The 23,244-nt window shown below is 30.3% G+C and carries 21 protein-coding genes and 1 other RNA gene; 15 read left to right on the plus strand and 7 right to left on the minus strand.

The genetic code is table 11. From position 1 onward, the window contains the following. Nucleotides 1-89: 89 nt before the first annotated feature. From fni to mvk, 4 genes are read right to left on the minus strand one after another with little or no spacing between them, the layout of a single operon-like run. On the minus strand, nucleotides 90-1,127 hold the full coding sequence (gene fni, locus K5Q11_RS06420) for a type 2 isopentenyl-diphosphate Delta-isomerase (protein ID WP_220752073.1): 1,038 nt from the start codon (nucleotides 1,125-1,127) through the stop codon (nucleotides 90-92). An 18-nt stretch (nucleotides 1,128-1,145) separates the two neighbouring features. Next, nucleotides 1,146-2,216 carry a phosphomevalonate kinase gene (locus K5Q11_RS06425; RefSeq protein WP_220752074.1) on the minus strand — a complete coding sequence of 357 codons (1,071 nt, stop codon included), beginning with the start codon at nucleotides 2,214-2,216 and terminating at the stop codon, nucleotides 1,146-1,148. A 30-nt stretch (nucleotides 2,217-2,246) separates the two neighbouring features. Continuing rightward, entirely contained in the window at nucleotides 2,247-3,224 is a 978-nt protein-coding gene (mvaD, locus tag K5Q11_RS06430; protein WP_220752076.1) for a diphosphomevalonate decarboxylase, read from the minus strand. 19 nt (nucleotides 3,225-3,243) lie between these two features. Beyond that, complete coding sequence (mvk, locus tag K5Q11_RS06435) at nucleotides 3,244-4,185, minus strand: mevalonate kinase (protein ID WP_220752078.1); 942 nt, start codon at nucleotides 4,183-4,185, stop codon at nucleotides 3,244-3,246. 170 nt (nucleotides 4,186-4,355) lie between these two features. On the opposite strand from mvk, the gene K5Q11_RS06440 reads away from it, so the two are divergent. The 3 genes from K5Q11_RS06440 to K5Q11_RS06450 are packed head-to-tail and all read left to right on the plus strand — an operon-like array spanning nucleotide 4,356 to nucleotide 8,221. Continuing rightward, nucleotides 4,356-6,896 (plus strand): exonuclease domain-containing protein, encoded by a 2,541-nt coding sequence (locus K5Q11_RS06440; protein ID WP_251067929.1) that lies wholly within the window; start codon nucleotides 4,356-4,358, stop codon nucleotides 6,894-6,896. A gap of 18 nt (nucleotides 6,897-6,914) precedes the next feature. Beyond that, nucleotides 6,915-7,418: a cell wall elongation regulator TseB-like domain-containing protein gene (locus K5Q11_RS06445; protein WP_220752082.1), complete on the plus strand. Its 504-nt coding sequence runs from the start codon at nucleotides 6,915-6,917 to the stop codon at nucleotides 7,416-7,418. Between the two features lie 56 nt (nucleotides 7,419-7,474). Continuing rightward, nucleotides 7,475-8,221, plus strand: a complete 747-nt coding sequence (locus tag K5Q11_RS06450) for a DnaD domain protein (protein WP_220752084.1) — start codon at nucleotides 7,475-7,477, stop codon at nucleotides 8,219-8,221. Nucleotides 8,222-8,297: 76 nt separating this feature from the next. On the opposite strand, the gene K5Q11_RS06455 is transcribed toward K5Q11_RS06450, so the two are convergent. Next, the gene (locus tag K5Q11_RS06455; RefSeq protein ID WP_220752087.1) at nucleotides 8,298-10,613 is read right to left on the minus strand and encodes a PBP1A family penicillin-binding protein; all 2,316 of its coding nucleotides are present in this window, start codon (nucleotides 10,611-10,613) and stop codon (nucleotides 8,298-8,300) included. A 1-nt stretch (nucleotide 10,614) separates the two neighbouring features. Continuing rightward, complete coding sequence (gene recU, locus K5Q11_RS06460; protein WP_220752109.1) at nucleotides 10,615-11,235, minus strand: Holliday junction resolvase RecU; 621 nt, start codon at nucleotides 11,233-11,235, stop codon at nucleotides 10,615-10,617. A gap of 88 nt (nucleotides 11,236-11,323) precedes the next feature. Between recU and K5Q11_RS06465 the strand changes: the two genes are divergently transcribed. From K5Q11_RS06465 to K5Q11_RS06485, 5 genes are all read left to right on the plus strand, one after another. Continuing rightward, nucleotides 11,324-11,884, plus strand: a complete 561-nt coding sequence (locus K5Q11_RS06465; RefSeq protein WP_220752112.1) for an SLOG family protein — start codon at nucleotides 11,324-11,326, stop codon at nucleotides 11,882-11,884. Nucleotides 11,885-11,958: 74 nt separating this feature from the next. Further along, nucleotides 11,959-12,330 (plus strand): cell division regulator GpsB, encoded by a 372-nt coding sequence (gene gpsB, locus K5Q11_RS06470; RefSeq protein WP_220752115.1) that lies wholly within the window; start codon nucleotides 11,959-11,961, stop codon nucleotides 12,328-12,330. A gap of 15 nt (nucleotides 12,331-12,345) precedes the next feature. Next, nucleotides 12,346-12,725: RNase P RNA component class B (gene rnpB / locus K5Q11_RS06475), an RNA gene on the plus strand. Nucleotides 12,726-12,811: 86 nt separating this feature from the next. Next, nucleotides 12,812-13,942 carry a THUMP domain-containing class I SAM-dependent RNA methyltransferase gene (locus K5Q11_RS06480; RefSeq protein ID WP_220752117.1) on the plus strand — a complete coding sequence of 377 codons (1,131 nt, stop codon included), beginning with the start codon at nucleotides 12,812-12,814 and terminating at the stop codon, nucleotides 13,940-13,942. A 12-nt stretch (nucleotides 13,943-13,954) separates the two neighbouring features. Beyond that, entirely contained in the window at nucleotides 13,955-15,082 is a 1,128-nt protein-coding gene (locus K5Q11_RS06485) for an NAD(P)/FAD-dependent oxidoreductase (RefSeq protein WP_220752119.1), read from the plus strand. Here K5Q11_RS06485 and K5Q11_RS06490 read toward each other — a convergent pair. Then, the gene (locus K5Q11_RS06490) at nucleotides 15,079-15,477 is read right to left on the minus strand and encodes an RNase H family protein (protein ID WP_220752121.1); all 399 of its coding nucleotides are present in this window, start codon (nucleotides 15,475-15,477) and stop codon (nucleotides 15,079-15,081) included. The genes K5Q11_RS06485 and K5Q11_RS06490 overlap by 4 nt on opposite strands. Before the next feature lie 38 nt (nucleotides 15,478-15,515). Here K5Q11_RS06490 and K5Q11_RS06495 point away from each other — a divergent pair, with 38 nt between their 5' ends. Genes K5Q11_RS06495 through K5Q11_RS06525 form a run of 7 tightly spaced genes read left to right on the plus strand, consistent with a single transcriptional unit; the run spans nucleotide 15,516 to nucleotide 23,153 of the window. After that, nucleotides 15,516-15,896: an EbsA family protein gene (locus K5Q11_RS06495; protein WP_220752123.1), complete on the plus strand. Its 381-nt coding sequence runs from the start codon at nucleotides 15,516-15,518 to the stop codon at nucleotides 15,894-15,896. 29 nt (nucleotides 15,897-15,925) lie between these two features. After that, nucleotides 15,926-17,584, plus strand: coding sequence for a formate--tetrahydrofolate ligase (locus K5Q11_RS06500; RefSeq protein WP_220752125.1), 1,659 nt, complete (start codon nucleotides 15,926-15,928; stop codon nucleotides 17,582-17,584). A 16-nt stretch (nucleotides 17,585-17,600) separates the two neighbouring features. Continuing rightward, nucleotides 17,601-18,035 carry a signal peptidase II gene (gene lspA / locus K5Q11_RS06505; RefSeq protein ID WP_220727831.1) on the plus strand — a complete coding sequence of 145 codons (435 nt, stop codon included), beginning with the start codon at nucleotides 17,601-17,603 and terminating at the stop codon, nucleotides 18,033-18,035. Nucleotides 18,036-18,056: 21 nt separating this feature from the next. Beyond that, complete coding sequence (locus K5Q11_RS06510) at nucleotides 18,057-18,968, plus strand: RluA family pseudouridine synthase (protein ID WP_220752127.1); 912 nt, start codon at nucleotides 18,057-18,059, stop codon at nucleotides 18,966-18,968. A 24-nt stretch (nucleotides 18,969-18,992) separates the two neighbouring features. Continuing rightward, nucleotides 18,993-19,526 carry a bifunctional pyr operon transcriptional regulator/uracil phosphoribosyltransferase PyrR gene (pyrR, locus tag K5Q11_RS06515; RefSeq protein ID WP_220752129.1) on the plus strand — a complete coding sequence of 178 codons (534 nt, stop codon included), beginning with the start codon at nucleotides 18,993-18,995 and terminating at the stop codon, nucleotides 19,524-19,526. 44 nt (nucleotides 19,527-19,570) lie between these two features. After that, entirely contained in the window at nucleotides 19,571-20,644 is a 1,074-nt protein-coding gene (locus tag K5Q11_RS06520) for a carbamoyl phosphate synthase small subunit (protein ID WP_220752130.1), read from the plus strand. A gap of 7 nt (nucleotides 20,645-20,651) precedes the next feature. Further along, nucleotides 20,652-23,153 (plus strand): ATP-binding protein, encoded by a 2,502-nt coding sequence (locus K5Q11_RS06525; RefSeq protein WP_220752132.1) that lies wholly within the window; start codon nucleotides 20,652-20,654, stop codon nucleotides 23,151-23,153. Nucleotides 23,154-23,244: the final 91 nt, after the last annotated feature.

Genomic DNA, 23,244 nt, shown 5'->3' on the forward strand with positions numbered 1-23,244 from the left:
AGTTGAATATTTTGACATAAAAAAACCGCCTTAAAAAATTAGATATTATGTCTAACTTTTTTAAGGCGGTACATAATAAGTTCTCTTTTTTAGTATTTAATATTTCGTTGATTAACATAATTTTGTAGATTTAAATCTAGTAGTAACTTTTGATTTTTTAAATCTTCTATTTTCTTACAACCTAAGATAGTCATTATACTGATGATACCTTGTTGCCATTCTTTAATCATTTCAATAGTTTCAGTTTCACCATTTTTAATTAATGAATGTAAAATAGGACCAGCAACACCAACTGCCTTAGCACCTAACGCAAAACATTTAACAATGTCTAAAGCGTTTCTAATGCCACCAGAAGCAATAATATTTATTTCATTATGGTATTCATATGCTTCTAAAAGGGATTCGATTGTACTTTGTCCCCAGCCATTTAAATAATCTAATTCTTTGTTTTTTCTTCGAAAATTCTCAATATTTACAAAATTAGTACCACCACGTCCACTAATGTTAATGTATTTAACACCAATTTCTTGTAATGTTTTAATTGTTGATTTATCCATTCCAAAGCCAACTTCTTTAATGATTACAGGGACATTAACTTCATTAACGATTTTAGCAATGTTTTCTATCCAATGAAAATTTCGGCTACCTTCCGGCATAACGATTTCTTGAACTGCATTAATATGAATTTCTAATGCGTCAGCGTTTAAAATATCTATAGCTTTTTTAGCGTTTTCAACGGGATGATTGGCTCCTATATTAGCGAAAACGATTCCATTAGGATTATATTTTCTAAGATTAGCAAATGAATTGGCGGTTTTATAATCCTTAATTGCAATGCTCTCAGAACCACTAGCAATAGCTAAATTGCATTCTTGAGCGATTTTAGATAATTTTTCATTTAATTCGCCAGCTAATTTACTACCACCAGTCATAGCTTCGATATAAAATGGACATTTTAATTCTATATTACCTAATTGGGTATCCATACGAATACTCTGAGCGCTAATTTCGGGAAGACTATGATGAATAAACCTTATTTTTTCAAAGTCTGCGGTACTATATTCATTATAAAATTTTTCAGACAACGATATGTGTTCATTTTTTCTCTGTGAATGTTGACTGTCCATAATGACTCCTTTACAACTTTAATTCTTATGAATGTCTAAATTTAATTGTTTAATATTATTATTTTCCCATTCATTTAAAATCTTAGTAATTTCATTGTTATCGCTATTAGCAATCGCAATTCCGCAATCGCCACCTCCGGCACCAGATGATTTAGCAGCACTACCATTTTCTATAGAAATATCACATAATTTTTTTAGTGATGGTGTTTCAATGATAACGTTAGTAATTTGACCTAGTTGATGTAAAAGCTTGCGATTAATTATGATTTCACGTTGAATGGTTTCTAAATTCTTGTTGTAAAAACCTTTAATCATTCGTTCTAAACATGCTTTGCTTTTTTGTACGAATTCTTGGTACTCATTTTCTTTACTAGATTTTTCAGAAGAAACTTTATCTACTAATTGTGAAGTAGAAGCAGGTGAGCCAGTCCATCCAATTAATAATTTAAGGTTAGTGGGTGGAGTTAGCGGTTCAATTCTTAAATAGGGCCATTTTTTATTGATTAATTCCTTAATTGACAGGTTAGGGCGCATTTGCTTTAACCATTCACGATCAAAAGCTTCATAAGCAATCCAACCACCATATACACTTGCAGCAATATCACCTAAGGATCCGTTTCCCTGAACTTCTAAGTGTGTGATGGCTGATAGTTTAAATAGTTCATCTTTTGATACATCTATATCATAAAATTGGCATAAAGCTTTAACTGTAGCTACTGTAACAGCAGCTGAAGAACCTAAGCCATATTTTTTGCCATCAGAATTATCTAATTCACTATCTACTTTTAAATGATATGTTTTTAAATTTTTTGACATAGATTGTGCATAGGTTTCCACTATATTAATAGCCGCTAAAATATAGTGGAATGGATTATCACGATTGTCAAAAATTATTTTATTGTCAATTCTTTTCCAATAAATAGAGTTTTCACTGTATTGTTTAGAAACAATGCTTCCATAATCATCACTTTTTTCAATACTTACAGTTATAAATTGATTTAAGGCGACTATTATCGAAGGAGTACCTTTCTCAACGACTGCATATTCTCCAGCAATATACAATTTACCTGGTGCTTTCACCGAAATCAAAAAATCATTTCCCTTCAAAATAAGATTTAATTAAATAAATTCAATGCCACGACCAGGTTTGGAAACAACCATTTGATTTTCATCAAATTTATTAGCTAGTTTATTTTTAATTATTTTGATGTCTGCTGATTGACAGATGATTTTAACATTTGGACCAGCATCCATTGTAAAGTAACAATCTATACCATTTTCTCTTAAGTTTTTAACTGTATTTATAACTTCAATGCTATCTTGATTAAAGTACATAAATGAAGGATAAGCACTCATCGTTAAAGCGTGCATACGCATAGAATTGCTTTCTGCTACTTGACCTAATGCTTTGAAATTATTAGACTTAATGGCTTCCTTAGCTTTAATTAAATCAATTTCTGTTTGCTTAGTCCAAGCGTTATAGTAAGGTGATGTCTCCACGGAACGTTTCATACCGATACGACTGCTAATTTTTTTTGGCTTTTTATCCAATATAATAGCTATCATATTAATGTCCATTGCCACTGGATCTTGAATAGATTTACCATACGAGTCATTATCAGTATTACCTTTAATCCATTCGGAAAATCCACCAAAAATAGACCTAGTAGCTGATCCCGAACCACGTCTGGCTAGTTTAGACATTTCAGTAAGACTTAGTTGTAGTCCAGCTGCTTTACTCCCAGCTGCGGCTAAAGCTGCAAATCCAGAAGCTGATGAAGCTAAGCCAGCAGAGGTGGGGACATGATTGTAACTTTTTACATAAGCTGATGCATTTATATTAGCTTTGGTTCTAATGATATCTAAGAAGTTTATTATTTGATTAGAATCAGAAATATCATGGTCATCTAATAACACTAAGTCCTTAGATAAGCTACTATCGAATTTGACACTAGTTTCAGTATAAAATTCATTTAATGTTAGTGATAAACTGTTGTTATTTGGAATTATTAAATCATCATTTTTTTTACCCCAGTATTTTATTAAAGCAATATTTGTATGTGCTCTTGCTGTAATAAAATCATTCGATAAATGCATAAAAAATTCAATCCTTTACTTAATTTATTGAACCTAATTTTTGGGTCCATATATCTTTTACGCCTTGTTTTTTTAAAGCGTTAATTATCTTATCGACTTTTTCTAAATTATCAGTTATTGAAATAACGCAACCACCTAAACCACTACCGGTTAATTTAGCACCTAACGCACCATTTTCTTTAGTTATGTTAACAATTTTATCTACAGTGGGGTTGCTTATTTGAATATTTTGTAATTGTTGATGTGCAAAGTCCATTAGCTTACCTAATTGGTGAATATTTCCCTTTTCTAAACATTCTTTAGCTTGACGGACGGTGTTTCCTAAATTGTTAATGGAATTGATTGCGATTTCATTTTTATGGTTTACTAATTCTCTAACGTAGTTAACTGCAATGTCAGTTCTTCCTAAAATACCACTATCCGCAATTATTAGGTATCCATTTATGTTGAATGGAATTTGTTCATTTTCTTGTCCATGAATGAACCAAATCGGGTATTCAGAACTTACAGTTGCTGCATCTAGTCCGGATGGATTACCATGAGTAATTTTTTCTTCGACGTCGCTTAACCTTAATAGTTGTTTTCGACTAATTTCTTTATCAAAATATTTGAATATAGCTCTAATAATCCCTACAGCAGTTGCAGCTGATGAACCCATTCCACGTTCAGATGGAATGTTACTTTTAATTATGATGTTAAATGTTTCTTTTTCTTTATTTAACTTTTTTAAAGTTTGATCGATTAATTTTTTAATACCTAGCATGTTAACAGGAACATTTTGTAAGGGTCCTTTATAATAGTGGCTAGTTATTAATATATTATTGGATAAACATTTTTTAATTTCTACTTTTAATTTAATTGATGTAATAGGTAGCGCAATGGCTGGTTCTTTGTATACAACACTGTGCTCACCCATTAATATTATTTTGGCATGACTCATACCAATACTAGATTTTTCCAAGATTTCTTTTTCACTTCCTAGCCATGTTAAATACTATCATATATTATACACAATAAAAGTAGTACTAACTTTAAAGTTATTGATATGTTTAAATAGTATATGCGTGTTATTATTTTAAGTAAGCTTACATAAATGCTTATGTATAATGAATTTATAAAAGTTTGGTGAAAATGATGAAAGATTCTACTTTTTCAGTAGTTGACATAGAAACTACGGGAAGTGACATGTCTGAGGACGCGAATAGAATAATACAGTTTAGTTGTACATTCGTAAAGAACTGTAAAATTATAGACTCGTACAATGTTTATGTAAATCCTATGATGTCTATTCCTAGTAGAATAACTGATTTAACTGGCATAGATAACGAAAAGGTGTCTAAAGCTGTTACTTTTGATCAAGTTGCTAATAAAATATATAAAATGTTAGAAAACACTATATTTGTTGCTCATAATATTAACTTCGATTTGCCATTTTTGAATAAAGAATTAATAAGAGCAGGTTGCAGTCCTTTAAAAATCAAAGGGTATGATACAGTCACTTTGAGTCAGATATTAATGCCTACTATGGATAGTTATCGACTTAGAGATTTGAGTTCAGCTTTAAATATAGTGCATGAACATCCACACTCATCTGCTAGTGATGCTTTAGCTACTGCGAAAATATTCATTTTATTATCTAAGTATGCAAGTAAAATATCTAATTCTATTATTAAAGGTATTTTAGATATTAGTCCTTCATTACCAATGAATACGATTGAATTTTTTAATGACTATAGAGACAATAACTTTGAAAGCAAATTGCTTTGCTTAAAAAAAGGCTTTGTTGTTAGAAAATTAACTAACGATTCTAGTTCAGATGTAAATGAGTTTAAGAAAATTCAAAATACCTACAATACAAAAATTAATGTAAAAGAAAATTCGTTAGAAAAATCACTCTTTAAAAATATAAAAAGAAGCAACGTTTTAGTTGACTCTAATGTAGATAGTAATAATAGCGTTTTAAAGCCGATAATTTATAGCAATAAATCTATCATAGCTTCAGAAAATGTTAATAAGGTTTCGCGTCAAATATCAAGTTTAAATAAATTTACTGATTTTATTGTTTTACATGCATCTAATGAATATGTTGACTTAGAAAAATTAAAAAATAGTTTGAGATATGACAGTAAATCTAAAAAGACTAAGTTTATAAAGTGTCAAATACTAGTGTGGTTAACACTTACTAAAACAGGATTGTTAAGTGAAATTAATGCTAATTACAACGATATAGATTATTTTAAAGAAATTAGTTGTGATGAAATTAAGTACAATTATTATCTAAGCAATTTTGACAACAAACTTAAACAAGCACATTTAATCATTTTAGATCATAGTTATTTAATTGAAAATACAAACTATTTAAATAGTTTAATTCCATTAAGTCAGTACAATTTAGTAGTTGATCAAGCTACTAAGTTTAATGCAGACTTTTTAAAAACTTTTAGTCTGCAATTTCAATTTAACCATATTTTTACATTAATTAGAAAACTTCAAAGTGATTTACATCAAACACATTATACAAATTTATATGATGTATTTAATCACTCTAAGAATATGGATAATATAAAAATTGTAGATAGCATATTGCATAAATTAACTTTAAAAGCAGAGCTATTTACAAATAACTTTAAGAAATCTTTTCTTAAGAAAAATAACTTTATTTCTACAGAACATGGTTATTCACTCGGGTTTAAAAATGATTTACTTTTAACTTTTTTCAATGAAAATACAGATGTTATTAAGAGTATTGATAGTTTAGCTGCATATCTTAATAAAAAGCTTTTTAATATAAACAGCAACAATATTATTTTTAATAAATTTAAGTGTAATGCAATTGATTTATTAAAATTTATGCATGACTTTAAAAAATTTAGAGAAAATATGTATAAATATACCGATGCTTATACGTGTTTATTAACAATTAATAAAGATAAAAACATTGATAATGCTTATTTTGAAGGTAATTTTATGCAATCTAGCGGACTTATTAAAAGCCTAATTTATGATAAATATAAAAACTTGATTTTTATTGACAGTAATTGGTTGATAGCTAGTTGTTATGATTATATTCATCAACAGTTAGAATTAAATGTTAAGAAAACTAAAAAAATTATCTTTAAAAATAAATTTTCTGGTAACAATAAATTTTTAGTTTTTAAGGGTTATAATAACAAGGACAGTAAAATTAAATTTGTGAATAAGTTAGTCGAGGAAACTGATTTTAAAACTTTTATATTGACTAATTCTAAAATTAGTACAGAAAATTATTATTCTGGATTGCATAAATCTGATTTATCAGATTTATATTCAATCTATGCTCGTGATATTACGGGCAATGATTATAAAATTTTAAAAAAGATGTCTAATCATTCTAGATTTGTTACGATTGGAAATAGTGAACTAGAGTATATGCTAAATTTAAACAATAATGCTGATATTTTGATTATTGATAATCTGAATGATTATTTTAAAAATAATTATTGCAATAAAAGTAACGTTGATGTGTCTAGATATACCTTACATTTATATAAAAATATTATGCATTTCATTAATGTTAATGCAGACGGAACAATCATTATTTGGGATGATGATATTTCTAAATTGAACTTTAGCAAATTTTTTCAAAAATATATTCCCAATTTTAAAGCAGTGAACTCATATATAGAAAACTAGATCAAGGAGATATTTTAAATGAGAAGAGAGTTTTCTAGGAAAAGAAAATCAAAAAAATGGATAAAATGGTCGATACTAGTATTAATTATACTAATAGGATTTGTAATTGCTTTTTTTGTACTGGCTGATAGACCTATAAAATTAGCCAAAAAAGATGCTGTTAGTATTTCAAAAAAATATGCAAAGATTAAACATGTAGATGATTTTTATGTATCCAATTTAACAAATACTTACTATACTGTTGCAGGAACTAATAATAGCGGAGAATCAGTATTTGTTATTATTTCTAAAAATAATGGTCATGTTTTAGTTGTTAATCAAAAAGATGGTATTAATAAAGGTTTAGCTATTAACTTAGTTAAACGAAATGGTGACGTTAAAAAGATAATTAAAGCATCACCATCTATTTTTAATGATAAACCAGTTTGGGTAGTAACTTACTTTAATAATAAAAATAAATTATGCTATGAAACAATATCTTATAAAAATGGTAAATCTTTACAACTAATAGCGAATGTTTAGAAGTCAGCAAAATTATTGCTGACTTTTTATTTAAAAATAGAAAGGGTTGAAAATTGTTGGACAATTTTGCTAAAAGAATCATTGATGATGGACAAACTAGTATTTCTAATTTATTACTTTCTAAATATGCATCATTAGGAATGAATAATGAAGAATTTGTTATTTATTTACAAATTAAAAGTTTTATTGATAGGGGGAATAGATTTCCAGATATTGAAATTATTTCTAATAATACTGGAATTGATAAAAATCATATTTATGAAATATTGCATAATTTAATTAAAAACAAGATTATGCAAATAAAGACCATAGAATTAAGCAATGGAAAAACTTCTGATGTTTATGATTTTTCACTGTTATATGATAAATTAGCTAACTTAGATTATGATTCAAATGATAATGAATTAGTTAATAAAAATAGTATTAATAACGTTGCAAAAAGTATTAGGACAGCTTCTGATGATACAGATAAACTAGAAAGAAAAGATGTTTTTCAAAAGATAGAACAAGAATTTGGAAGATCATTATCACCAATTGAATTAGAAACAATTAGTCAATGGATAGATAGCGACGATTATAGTTTTGAAATGATTTTGCTAGCCTTGAAAGAGTCTGTTTTGAATCAAGTTCGCAGTTTAAAGTACATGGATAGAATTCTTTTGAATTGGGAAAAATCAAATATTAGGACTCCATATGAAGTGGAAATGAATAGAAAAAAAAGAAATCAAGTAGCATATAAAAAAAATTCAACTAATAAAAAAGTTGAACAGGGGCCGGATATACCAATATTTAAATTAGATTAGTCAAAAGTTACATTAACTTAATAATTAAAATAAAAAATAAGACCAAATAATAACATTTAAGGTCTTATTTTTTTATTTAATTATTATTAGAAGAGGTACTATTACTACTAGATTGTTGATTATCATCTGTATTATTAGAACTAGAACTTTCTGTTGAACTACTTGAAGTAGACTCTTTGGAAGATTCAGTAGATGATTCACTAGAAGTTGATGATTCGGAAGAAGCACTAGATTCTTGAGAAGTACTTCTTTTCACAGAAGAAGTGCTATCAGTTTGATTTGAATAATTTGAAGATGGCTCATTATTATAAATAGCCGATGAACTAAATGCACCAGAAGTTTTATCTGGTTGGATAGCTGAATAACCATTAATATAATAGTCGGTTAATCCATTCCTACTTACTTGAGTTAAGTTTGCTGGTTTTACCCAATCGTTATTACTTAAGTTTTGAGAAATATATTGCATTTCGTACTTATAGATTCTTTGTGCAATAGTCAAATCATTTGCGGATAAGTAATTACCAACTTCTAACGGATGATCATAACCAGTCCAAATTGATAGGGAATAATTTCTAGTATATCCTGTAAACCAACTGTCCATTGCTGCATATCCAGGCAAGATACCCTTATAGCTATTTTCTGGATACTGTGTAGAACCAGTTTTACCTGCTTCGTATAGTCCAGGTACTTTAGCAGATGTACCAGATCCTGAAGGATTATTCATAACACCTTTTAACATTGCAGTTATCATAAAAGCAGTTTCAGGAGACATGGCATTTACTGACTTAGTTTCATAATTTGTTGATTTTCCGTCTGGGAAGGTTATTTTATTAATTAAATATGGCTTATGATATACACCACCATTGGCAAAAGCAGCATAAGCAGCAGCTTCTTGTTCTGAAGAAATATAAGCACCAATACCATTTTGTAAAGTAGGCGTATTATCAAAAGTTATTCCTAAATTGCTTAAGAAATCAGTTGCTTTATTAATTCCAACATTTTGTAAAGTACGAATAGCGGGAATGTTTCTAGACTCAATTAAAGCTTTATGCATTGTAATAGTACCTTGATATCTTAAATCAAAATCTTTTAAAGCAGTAGATGTTCCAGGATAAGTGTATGGTGTATCATTCACTAGTTGGTAGGTAGGGTATTTTAAATACTCTATTGCAGGTCCATAATCCATTAATGGTTTCATAGTAGAGCCACTGGAACGATCTGTTTGTACAGCTCGATTAAGTCCGAACGCTACTTTACTTTTTCTATTACCCAACATGGCTTTAACTTGTCCAGTTTGTGAATCTACTAAAGTAGCTCCAACTTGCATACGATTATTAGGGAATCCAATTTCTGGATTATTATTAGCTAATTTATATAAATGCTTTTGGGCTGATAAATCTAAATTAGTATATACCTTTAATCCCGCATTAGTTTTCAAGCCTTTAGATTTTAATTCTTGAATTACTTGTTTAAGATATGAATCAATGTACTTTTCTTTAACGGTACTTAATTCTGTTTTTTTATGAGTTTTAGCTAAACCAGCTTTAACACTAACTTTTTTTGCCTGTTCAGATTGTTCAAAACTAATTGCTTTAGTTCTAACCATCGCATTTAAAACTTGATTTCTTCTTTGAGTAGCATATTTGGGATAAAGATAAGGGTTGTATCCTGATGGTGATTGAGGCATTCCAGCCAATAATGCTAGTTCAGATAACGATAGTTTAGATAGTGATTTACCATAGTAATATTCAGCGGCTGTTTGCATCCCATATACATTATTCCCCATATATACTTTATTAATATAAAATTCCAAAATTTTATCTTTAGAATAACTTCTTTCAACCTTAAGAGCTAACCAAGCTTCTTGAGACTTACGTTTTAAAGTTCGGTCAGAGTAGGCTGTAGAAAATACTGATAATTTAACAAGTTGTTGTGTTAAAGTACTACCACCTTGCAACCCAAGAGAAGATCCAGTTGCATTAGATGCGGCTGCTCCAACTATTCCAATTGGATCTACACCTTTATGCTTATAAAATCTTCGGTCCTCAATAGAAGTAACTGCTTGCTTTAATTGAGTAGGAATCTTATTGGATTTAACATAATCTCTGTTTTGAGCACCTAATCTAGAAATTACATGATTTTTATCGTCATATATTTTAGTTGAATTATCACTAGATAGTGATTGATAAGTTATTTGAGGTGCTGTAGATGCAAAATAAGCAAAAACTCCAGTTCCTAAAATAATCATGAAAGATATAAAACCTAAAATTCCCAACAAAACTTTCTTAAAAGGGAATTTACCTTTTCTATAATTATTCTTATTTTTATTTACTCTAGAATTAGATGAGCCTCTTTCATTAGAGGAAGTATCTATAGAAATATTCTTTGGCATTTTAAATCTCCTTGTACTTTAAAATAATTTTACGCACAGCCTTTAAATATGGAATTATGGGATTAAGGCTATAATCTATTTTATAACCAAATTTGTCAATAGTAGCTTTGGAAATTGATTTTCTACCGCCTTTAAACTGATCATCCCAGTAGTAAAATAAATCTTCACTATTCAATACGTATATCTCATTTGTTAATACAAACTTAATCAAGGCAAAGCAAATACCATTTTGTCTAACACATGCCTTCATATGATCAATTTGATGCTGGTGAAAATTACTAAGAGGAAATGAAGTTTTATTTTTAGTTTCTTTAGCATCAAAGTCAATGTAGTATCCATTAAAAACACCATTATAATCAGTAGTTGAAGCTTTTCTAAAATATGCTTCTTTAATAGTTGCGGCACTTCTTTTAGGATAGTTAACTTTAACAATTTGAATAGGTGTAGGCTTTTTATGTATGACAGCAATGCCTTTACTTAAGTAATATTGATTACTTTGATTTATCTCATGTTCTAAAGACATTCCGCGGTCACCATATTTAGTAAAATGATGCTTTTTATTACCAGAAATATTTTTATTGAACTGACCAAACGAATTACCATTAGGATAATTAATATTCACTAGCAACACCTCACATAATATATTATATCAACAACATATTATAACATTTTCATAAATATAAAATTTGATTAAGCAAGGAGTCCTTATATTGAGTAGAATATGGATTACTGGATATCGAAGTTATGAATTAGGTATTTTCACTAAAAATGACTTAAAATTAAAGATAATCAAGCAGATAATTAAACAAAAAATTAATCAATATGAAGAGAATGGCTTGGAATGGGTAATTAGTGGTGGTAATTTAGGAATTGAACAATGGACAGGTGAAGTAGTTAAAGAAATTCAGAAAGAAAATCAGGAAACAAATATAAAAAATGCTGTTATCTTACCATTTGAAAACTTTAGTAAATCCTGGAATGATGAAAACAAAAATAGTTTTTTTAATTTAATTAATAGCGCTGACTTTAATATTTCTACATCACAAAGTGAATATAAATCACCGATTCAGTTTAAGAACTATCAAAACTTTATCCTAAATCATACTGACAAAGCTTTAATGATATATGATTCAGAACATAAGGGTAAAAGTGAATATGATTTAAATAGAATAATGGAATATAATAAAATGAATCCACAATATGATTATGAAATAATTGATTTTTATGAGTTGCAAGAATTAGCAGACGAACTACAATATAAAGAATATTAAAAAAGTATTGGAATTATAATATCTTTTTGATATAATAATATTTGTTCGTAATAATGAATTACGAGGTGTAAACTATGAACAACATGCAACTTAATCCTACAGATATTTTGCAAAAAGAGTTTAAACAAAAAATGCGTGGATATGATCCCGCTGAGGTTGATAGTTTTTTAGATGATATTATTAAAGACTATGAGAATTTTGATAATGTCTTACAAAGTCTAAAAAATGAAAACAACCAATTAAAAAGCAGAATTACAGATTTAAATAATCAATTAGCTTCTGCTCAAAACGCTACTAATGGTAGTAGAAATAATTATGATTATTCCGCTAAACCAAATTATAGCGAACAAAATACCAATATCAATAACAATGTTGATATTTTAAAACGTTTATCTAATCTTGAACGTAAAGTTTTTGGCGGTTCTGATAATATGAATCGTTATTAAATTTTTACTGGTGTAAATTCCGAGTAATCGCGGCTAACTTATGTTAGCTGAGGAAAGTCCACTCTCGCACAAACTGAGATGTTTGTAGTGTTCGTGCTTGGCGAAAAAATAAGCTGAGGAGCTATCTATATGATAGTTATGGCGAAAAAAAGGGCTAAGGTTATGCTATGCCTGAGTATTTCTGAAAGTGCCACAGTGACGATACAGTATAGGAAACTTTACTGGTGGAACGCGGTAAACCCCTCGAGCGGGAAACCCAAACTTTGGTAGGGGAGCTTCACACACGGGAATTGAACTAAGTGTGGGGGGGAGATATTAATCTCTCAGATAGATGATTACTACTTAAATATTAACGCCCTGAGTTTTTATTTAAGCACAAAACATGGCTTACAAGAATTTACACCTTTTCAGGAATTGAGTGGAAGTTTTCTTCCACTCTTTTTTTATACCAATAAAATATTTGTGTTAATTAAGGAGAAAAATGAAAAAATTTAATTTAATGGCTACTGCAGCTGCTGGAATTGAAGGTATTGTAGGTCAAGAACTAAGAGATTTAGGATATGAAACTAACGTTGAAAATGGACGCGTTCGTTTTGGAGGAACCATTGAAGACGTCATTAAAACTAATCTATGGTTAAGAACTGCTGATCGTATCAAAATTATCGTAGGCGAATTTAATGCTTATACTTTTGATGAATTATTTGAAAAAACCAAGGCATTACCTTGGGAAGAGCTATTACCAATGGATGCTGCTTTCCCTATGAATGGTAGATCACATAATTCCAAGTTACATAGTGTACCAGATGTACAATCAATCGCTAAAAAAGCAGTTGTAAGCAAACTAAGTGATTTTTATCATCGTAGAACTAGATTACCAGAAAGTGGTAATCTTTATCAGTTGGAAACTATGATTAATAAAGACCATGTTATTGTGACAATGGATACTACTGGTGAAAGTCTTTTCAAACGTGGTTATCGTGTAGCTAAAGGGCCTGCACCGCTAAAAGAAAATATGGCAGCAGCACTTATTATGTTAACTAATTGGTATCCAGATATGCCATTCTTAGATCCTATGTGTGGTTCAGGAACTTTACCAATCGAAGCAGCTATGATGGCTAGAAATATTGCACCTGGTTTTAATCGTGATTTTGCTTGTGAAAAATGGGACTGGATAGATGAATCTTTATCTCAAAAAGTGCGTGATGAAGCCGACTTAAAAGCAGATTATGATAAAGAAGTTGACATTATGGCCTATGATGTTGATGGCAATATGGTTGATGTAGCAAAACTAAATGCTCAAGAAGCTGGTCTTTTACATGATATTCAATTTAAACAGTTAGCTGTGAAAGATTTTAAAACAGACAAAATTAACGGTGTAGTTGTATCTAATCCTCCTTACGGTGAAAGATTGGATGACAAACGCAGTGTTGAAAAACTATATAAAGATTTAGGAAAAGTTTTCAGGCCATTAACTAGTTGGTCAAAATACTTTTTAACCAGTGATCTTGAATTTGAAAAATTTTATGGACAAAAGGTTACTAAAAAAAGAAAACTATACAATGGTTATTTAAGAACTGATTATTTCCAATATTGGGGTAAAAAGATTAGATAGGATGTTTTTTTAATGAAAAAAATAGCAATAATTGGCGGTGGCATTGTAGGTTCTACCTGTGCTTATTACCTAAGCAAAAGTAGTGATAAGATACAAGTTACTATGTATGATGATGGTTTGGGTCAAGCCACTAAAGCAGCTGCAGGAATTATATCACCATGGCTTTCTAAAAGAAGAAACAAGAAATGGTATAACTTAGCACGTTATGGAGCTCAGACACTTTTCGATATAGCTAAAGAAACTAAGATGTCCAAAGATATCTATAATCAAAGTGGTACGATTGTTACTAGAGATAATTCTAAAGATGTAGACGAATTATATAACTTAGCAATGGATAGATTAGAATCAGCACCTTTAATGGGACAAGTTGTTAAATTAACAGCTGCAGAAGTAAAACAATACATCCCTATAATTGATCATGCTTTACCTGGTGTATTTGTTTCTGGAGGAGCTAAAATTGACGGAGAAAAATACGTTAACAAGCTAATTAATATTGCTAAAAAAGTTAACTTAAATATAGTTAATCAAAAAGTCAGTATTAATGCAGACGGTAATATTGTAGATAATGATAACCATATCCACGAATATGATAAAATCATTGTTACTACCGGTGCTTGGATGAAAGAAACACTTGGTGAATTGCCATTTGAAGTTGATGTTAGACCGCAAAAAGGTCAATTAATTGAATTATCTTTGAACTCGGCTTTTAACGATGAAACTGAAGATATGCCAGTTTTAATGCCTGAAGGTGAAAGAGACTTTATTCCATTTAGCAATGGTCGAGTTATTATCGGTGCAACTCACGAAAATGATAAAGGCTTTGATTTAAATCCTAGTCATGAAGTAATTGATGACTTATTAAATAGTGCTAAAAATGTAGTAAATAACGTTAGTGAAGAAAACATCATTAAAGTTAAAATTGGTACTAGAGCATATACCTCAGATTTTGCACCTTATTTTGGAGCTTTACCGAAATCTTTTGCACATATCTTAGTTGGAGGCGGTTTAGGTTCATCTGGACTAACTACCGGACCAATTATGGGTAAAATACTCTCTGAAATGTCTTTAGATAATAGTAAAGATAATTTAGAAGATTTAAGAAAACCAATTGATAACTATATCAAACCAGAAAACAATTAATAAAATTTATGAAGGGCCTGCTGTGCTAATTTGTGGGCACCTTCATTTTTTTTATCAGAAATCCAATTATTAATAACTAGTTGATATGATATTTGATATTTTTTAATAGCATCAACCTGTGCTTGATAATGTTTTGCATAATTTTTTTCTAAACTCTGATATACAATTTTGCTATCAGTGTAATAGCATATAATCTCTTGACTTGTTTCATCAGCATATTGATTATAAACTAACTCAAAACCTAATTTACAAGCTTCAAATTCGGCTAAATGATTATCTTTAGATTCTAGTGGAAGTTTAATTTGTTGTTGCTTACCATTTTTAATAATTAAAATACCTGCAGCGCTTTTACCAGATAAATTCATAGTTGCTGCATCGGTGTATAATTTAATCATATTAATATCTCCAATCAGAAAGGATGTTTAATACAAATATGATACCGCAAAAAAGAAGTTTTTTATATCAGCCAGATATGCTTAACTCGATTATATATTGGAGTTGGGTGGTTGCTTTATTTTTTATTGGATTAACCTTTTGGCTTGAGGTTACACATTTCCAATGGATCACGTTAATGTTTTTTATCGCTTTTGCTTTCTTTACTTGGTGCGGAATTTTTTTCAGAAAAATTAGTATTAATGATCAAAGTATTGTAGTAAGTACGATTTTAAACCCACAAGGTTCACAAATTAATATTAATGAAATTAGTAATGTAAAATCATCAAAAAGAAAAATATCGTTCGTGTTTAACAACAAAAAGCATGAATATTTGCTTCCATCTAATTCTATTATTGAAATATTGTCGCTAATCAAGTAAATTATTCAGTAAAGGGGAGTAGATTGTTAATGAAAACAGATATTGAAATTTCACAAAATGCTAATCTTGAAAATATAAAAGATGTAGCTAGTCGAATTGGTATTAAAGAAAATGAGCTTGAACAATATGGTAACTATAAAGCTAAGGTAAATTTAGATGAGGGTGACATCCCTAAAAATCATAAATTAATTTTAGTTACTTCAATTAATCCTACTGCAGCTGGTGAAGGAAAAACTACACTAACAATTGGTTTAGGGGATGCATTTAAGCATATTAACCAGAGTTGTGCAATTGCGTTAAGAGAGCCCTCACTAGGTCCTGTAATGGGAATTAAAGGCGGTGCTACTGGTGGTGGATATGCACAAGTTGCACCAATGGAGGATATAAATTTATTCTTTACAGGTGATTTTCCAGCACTTACAGAAGCTCATAATACTTTATCTGCTTTAATTGATAATCATATACAACACGGTAATGAACTAAATCTTGACCCACGACAAATCACTTGGAAAAGGGTCTTAGACATTAACGATCGTGAGCTTAGACAAGTTGTGATTGGTTTAGGCGGTAGAACTTCAGGAACTCCTAGACAAGATGGTTTCGACATAACTGTAGCTAGTGAATTAATGGCTATTTTATGTTTAAGTAAAAATCTATCAGATTTAAAACATCGAATTAGTAAAATTTTAATTGGCTATACCTATGATAAACAACCAGTTACGGTTGAAGATTTAGGCGTAACCGGAGCCTTAACGCTACTATTGAAAGATGCTTTAAAACCCAATTTAGTCCAAACTTTGGAACATACCCCAGCGTTTGTACATGGGGGACCATTTGCTAATATTGCACATGGTTGTAATAGTATTTTAGCCACTAAAGCAGCGCTTAAGTCAGCTGATTATACAATTACTGAAGCAGGATTTGGGGCTGATTTGGGAGGCGAAAAGTTTTTAGACATTACATCCCAAAACATTGGAAAAACCCCAGATTCCATTGTTATTGTAGCTACAGTTAGAGCCTTAAAATTAAATGGCGGTGTTAACAAGAATGAACTAGACACTGAAAATATTGACGCATTAAAACAAGGGGCTGCTAATTTAGGCCGTCATATTGAGAATATGAAACAATATGGTAAACCAGTCGTAGTGGCTATTAATAAATTTGTTAGCGATACGGATACAGAAATTGAAGTTTTAAAATCATATGTAGAAAGTCATCACGTCAAAGGAATTTTAGCTGATGTCTGGGCAAAAGGTGGTGCTGGCGCTATTGATTTAGCTAACGAGTTAGTTAATACTTGTAATAATGAAGATAAATTTAAGCCACTATATGATAAAAATGACGATATTTTGGATAAATTAAACTCAATAGTAACTAAAATATATGGTGGTAGTAAAGTTGAATTGAGTAGTAAAGCGGCACGTCAACTAAAAAACTATCGTAAACGTGGTTGGAATCAATTACCAATATGTGTTGCTAAAAATCAATATTCATTCACTGATGATGCTAAAAAGTTAGGTGCTCCTGACAATTTCACTATTCATGTCAGAGAATTTCAGCCTAAGTTAGGTGCCGGCTTTATCGTTGCATTAACTGGTAAAGTTTTAACTATGCCTGGATTGCCAAGCCATCCAGCAGCATTAGATATGGATATTGATAATAATGGTAAAATAACTGGCTTGTTTTAAGAGGTGATCAGAATTAATGCCAATATTTTTAATTATTTTATGTGTAGCTTTAGTTAGCATAGATCAATTAATTAAGTTTTGGATTGTTAATAATATCGATTTAGGTTCAGTAATTTCTTTTATACCAGGAGTATCGTTAACTTACTTACAAAACACCGGTGCTGCGTGGAGCATGTTAGAAGGTAAACAAATTTTTTTCTACGTAGTTAGTATTATTGCAGTAGTTGCAATAATATACTTTTGGATTAAAACGAAGCATAATTTAATGCTACAGTTAGGACTTTCAGTAGTATTAGCAGGAACCTTAGGTAATTTTATTGACCGCATTGTGCATACTTTTGTAGTTGATATGTTTCAATTAGATTTTATTAATTTTCCAATTTTTAATTTTGCTGATGCATGTTTAACAATTGGCTTTATATTTATTTTCATTGGATTCCTTAAAGAATAAAAATTAGAAACGGATCTTAATATGTTAGAACAAGACAAAACTTTTCAGGTAAAAGAAGAAAATGGTCGTTTAGATAAAGTTATTTCTGAAAATTTGGAAAACGTAAGTCGTTCCAGAGCAAATAGTCTAATTAAAGCAGGCCATGTTTTAGTAAATGGAGAAATCAAAAAACCGAAGTATGATGTTAATATGGATGATCAAATAGAAGTACACATTCCTGAACCTAATACATTAAACGTTAAGCCAGAACAGATTCCTTTAGATATCGTATATGAAGACGACGACGTTTTGGTGGTAAATAAGCCACAAGGGATGGTCGTACATCCCTCACCTGGTCATCCTGATAAAACTTTAGTAAATGCATTACTATACCATACCCCTTTATCTAATATTAATGGAACTTTTCGTCCAGGAATCGTTCATCGAATTGATAAGGATACTTCTGGATTATTAATGGTTGCTAAAAATAATCATGCTCATGAATCATTATCTAATCAGTTAAAAGAAAAAAGTAACATTAGAGAATATATAGCGTTGGTTCATGGTAACATTAAGGAAGACAAAGGGACTATTAATGCGCCAATTGGTCGTTCTGAAAAAGACCGTAAAAAGCAGGCTATAGTGGCTGATGGTCGTAATGCAGTAACACATTTTAAAGTGTTAGAAAGATTTGATGGCCAATATACATTAGTTTCTTGTATTTTAGAAACTGGCCGTACCCATCAAATTAGAGTCCATATGAAATACATTGGTCATCCCTTAGTGGGTGATCCTTTATATGGGCCTAGAAAAACAATTAAAGGTCATGGTCAATTCTTACATGCTATAAAATTAGGCTTTGTACATCCTGTAACACATAAAGAACTAATTTTTGAAGCGCCATTACCAGAAATATTTAAAAAAACAATTAATAATTTGAGAAATAACAAATAAAAATGTATTAAAGGAGCAATAAATATGGGAAAAGTTGTAGTAGATCAAATGGCAATGCAACGTGCATTGACTAGAATTACCTATGAAATAATTGAAAAGAATAAAGGAATTGATAATTTAGTAATTGTAGGAATTAAAACTAGAGGAGTTTATTTAGCTAAGAGAATTGCTAACCGTCTAGAAAAATTAGAACAAAAGCATGTTGATGTAGCTGAAATTGACATAACTAAATATCGTGACGACGTAGACCATTCACAACAAGAAGATCCTAAAGTGCTCGATAACAGTGTTAAGGTTAGTGTAGCTGGTAAAAATGTTATTTTAGTAGATGACGTACTTTATACTGGAAGAACTATAAAGGCTGCCTTTTCAGCTATTTCAGAACTAGGTAGACCTAATAACATTAGATTAGCTGTTTTAGTTGACCGCGGACATCGCGAATTACCAATTAGAGCGGACTTCGTGGGTAAAAATATTCCTACATCTAGAAAAGAAAAAGTCCGTGTCTCAGTTGCAGAAATTGACGACTATGATTCTGTAGAAATCATGGATGATTAATACAAATTAACTTTAAATGAATTAAGGAGATTGGCTGAATAGTAATGACAACTCGTTATTTAATATTAGAAGATGGCGCTTCATATAAGGGTGTTGGCTTTGGATCAGAAGCTACTACAACGGGAGAAGTAATCATAAATTCAAATATGCTTGGATATCAAGAGGTTATTACTAACCAGATATACCATAATCAAATTATTGTTTTTACGCAGCCTTCAATTGGTAATACTGGTATTAATCATAAAAGTTTTGAATCTATCGTAACTAATGCTAAGGGAGTAATTGCTAAGGAATACTCTAATATTTCTACTAATCGATTAGGAAATTTGTCCATAGATAAATTTTTAAAACAAAATAATATTCCAGGAATCGCTGGAATTGATACTCGTGAATTGGCTCGTCATATTAGAATTAAAGGTTCCATGAAAGGTAGTATTGTTGATATAGATGATGAGCACGCCTATGATCAATTAAATGCTTCTGTACTAACTAATCAGCAAGTTGATCAGGTTTCAACTAAGGCGCCTTTCCCAAATCCAGGTGATGGATATAATATTATTTTGATTGATTTTGGCTTAAAGTATAGTATTTTAAGACAACTTTCTGAACGACATTGTAACGTTACAGTTATGCCTTGGAATACTAGTAGCAAAGAAATTATGGACTTAGATCCAGATGGAATTGTACTTTCTACTGGGCCCGGATCGCCTTTGAACCTTCCAGAAAGTGTATTGGAAATGATTCGTACCGTTCAAAAAAATGTTCCTATATTTGGTATGGGGTTAGGGCATGAATTATTTGCATTAGCAAATGGAGCCAAGATTTATCAAATGGATATTGAACATCACGGTAGTAATCATCCTATTAAGCAAATTATTACTAATAAAATTATTTATGCTTCGCAAAGTCAAGGCTATGCAGTTGATCCTAAATCCATCAGCCATGATAACTTAATTGTTACCTATGTTGACTTAATTAATAAAACAGTACAAGGAATTAGGCATCGTGATTATCCTTCTTTCTCAATCCAATTTTCTCCAGATGGTGGTCCTGGACCTATTGATAGTGTTGATTTATATGATGAATTTTTAGAAAACGTTAGCTCACAAAGGAGATAACTCTAAAATGATAGATAACGATATAAAAAAAGTGCTTATTTTAGGTGGTGGACCTTCTAAAATTAGTCAAGAAAATGAATTAGATAATTCATCATTTGAAACGGCACTATTATTAAAACAAAATAACATTCAACCATTTATTGTTGACAACAATCCATTTTCTCTGACTGCTAGCACAATTGATAATGAATATGTATATACGGTAGAAGTAAATTCTAAAAACGTTAAACATATTATTGAAAGCACTCATCCAGACGCTTTAATTGCAACTCTTGGTGGATTGAAGGCTATTAACGTGGCACAAAGCTTAGTGACTAGTGGATTCTTACAAAAGCATAATGTTAAATTGTTAGGATTGAATAATAAAGCACTTAAGATGATTAACAATCCATATCATATAAAAAAAATTATTCGTGCTGTAAGTGAACCGGTGGTTCCTTCAGACATTGTATCTTCTGAACATGAAGCTTTTTCAATTGTTAGAGAGATTGGATTTCCAGTAATTGTTAAATCTATTTCAGCGCATGAGAATACTCATCGTCAGATATGTCAGAATTCAGAGTCACTTTCAGATGCGTTAACAGAAGGATTTGAAAAGTCTTCAGTCGATAAGTGTGCTATTGAAAAAAGTGTCGTAGGATATAAACAAGTTGAAATGGTAGGCTTAAGGGATGCTGACGGTACAAAAATCTTGATTTCAGGATTAGAAGATATTGATCCAGTAGGAATTCACTCGGGAGATTCAATTGTCGTAGCGCCGATTCAGACCCTTACTGACCCTGAATATCAATCACTGAGAAACGCGACCTTTAAAATTATGGAGTTTTTAAAAATTGTTGGATCATGTCATGTGGAATTTGCACTCGATTCAAATGATGGGAATTATTTTATAACTAAGATTAATTTAAACTATAATCGTAATATGGCCTTAGTAGAAAGAGCCACTGGTTATCCGTTACAGTATGTGACAACATTATTATATTTGGGCGTCAATTTAAAATCAGTTGAATTACCGGCTGAGTATCATCGCTTAACCGCTATTATGGAACCTACAATTGACCATGTAGTGGTTAAGATGCCGGTATGGCCATTTGAAAACGTTAAACATGCTGATGAACACTTAAATACTATTATGAAATCAGTTGGTTCAACGATTGGTGTAGGGCGAAGTGTAGAAGAAGCCATGTTAAAAGCATTGAGAAGTTCACAGTTTAGTCCTAAGGATATTTTGCCTAGTATGCGTGATATTTCTAATGATGAATTAATTAGTCAATTAATTCATCCACAAATTAATCGATTTTTGGTTTTGATTGAAGCACTTCGTCGAGGATATCAAGTTGAGGATTTAACAGAGTTAACAAAAATTGATCAATTTTATTTTTATAAATTAAAACAGTTGTTAAATACCGAAGAAAAAATTATAAATTATCCTTTAAAATTAGAAACCATCGAAGCTGCCCATCAAAATGGTTTCGGTGATGGTATGATGTCGGAAACTTGGGATGTACCGATTGATTATATTAAAAAGCTATCTATGCAAGCTAAATCGATTCCAACCTATAAAATGATTGAACCATCAGCTGGAGAATTTGATGAAAACATATTATCATTTTATAGCAGCTATGAGATTGAAAACGAATCTAGTCAGTTTTCTAATAAAACAGCGTTGGTTATTGGACGTGGTGGTAATAAACTAGGGCCTAATACTGCTGCTGATTATTACACTGCAGAAATTTTAATTCAGTTACGTAAAGTGGGTTATAAAACGGTTATTATAAATAACAACCCTAACTCATTATCATTAAATCCCAATTTAAGTGATAAACGATATATTGAACCTATTCAACTGGGAGATATTCTTAATATTATTAGAACTGAAAAGCCGGTAAGAGTATTTGTTCCTGGTAATCGACATTATTTGATGAAAGAAATCAAAAAAGAGCAGAATTTAAATGTTCAAATTTTACCACCTGATCAAGAAACAGGGGTAATTTTACCTAAAAAAGTAACATATGCTCTAAACTTCTTTGTTACTAAGCAAAAAAGTTACTTTATTGCAACTGAAAAGTTAATCAATAATAAATCTAATGGCAACATTGATTTTATAACTAACTATCAAATTCCATTTTTTATCAATAAAGTACAATTATCTAAAGATATTGATATTTCTCAAGAGCAAATTGCTAAATCCAATTGGATTGGTTTAGTACAAATATTGTTTAATAAAGAAAATGGTATTTCAGAATATGTAGGAATTCGTCCGTTGAGACTCACTGAAACTATTTTTATGAGTCATGCAACTGGTATTAATTGGATTCGTGAACTTGTTAAATTCTATACTAATAAACTAGAAACTAATGAATTAGACACTAATATTAAAAATTTGAAGATTAGTAAAGTTTTTAATATGCAAGCTAACTTTCCATTTAAACAGTTACGTGTAAATAAAAAGTATGGTGATAGCTCTCAAGAAGTAGGTGCTAGAATTACTTTTAACGATATTAAATAAAAAAGCAAACCTTTTTATGAAGTGCCTTAAAAAAGTTAGACAATTATTACTAAATTAAATATTTAATTTCATGGAATGATTTCGATATTCA

The sequence above is a fragment of the Apilactobacillus xinyiensis genome (assembly GCF_019656235.1).
GTDB lineage: Bacteria > Bacillota > Bacilli > Lactobacillales > Lactobacillaceae > Apilactobacillus > Apilactobacillus xinyiensis.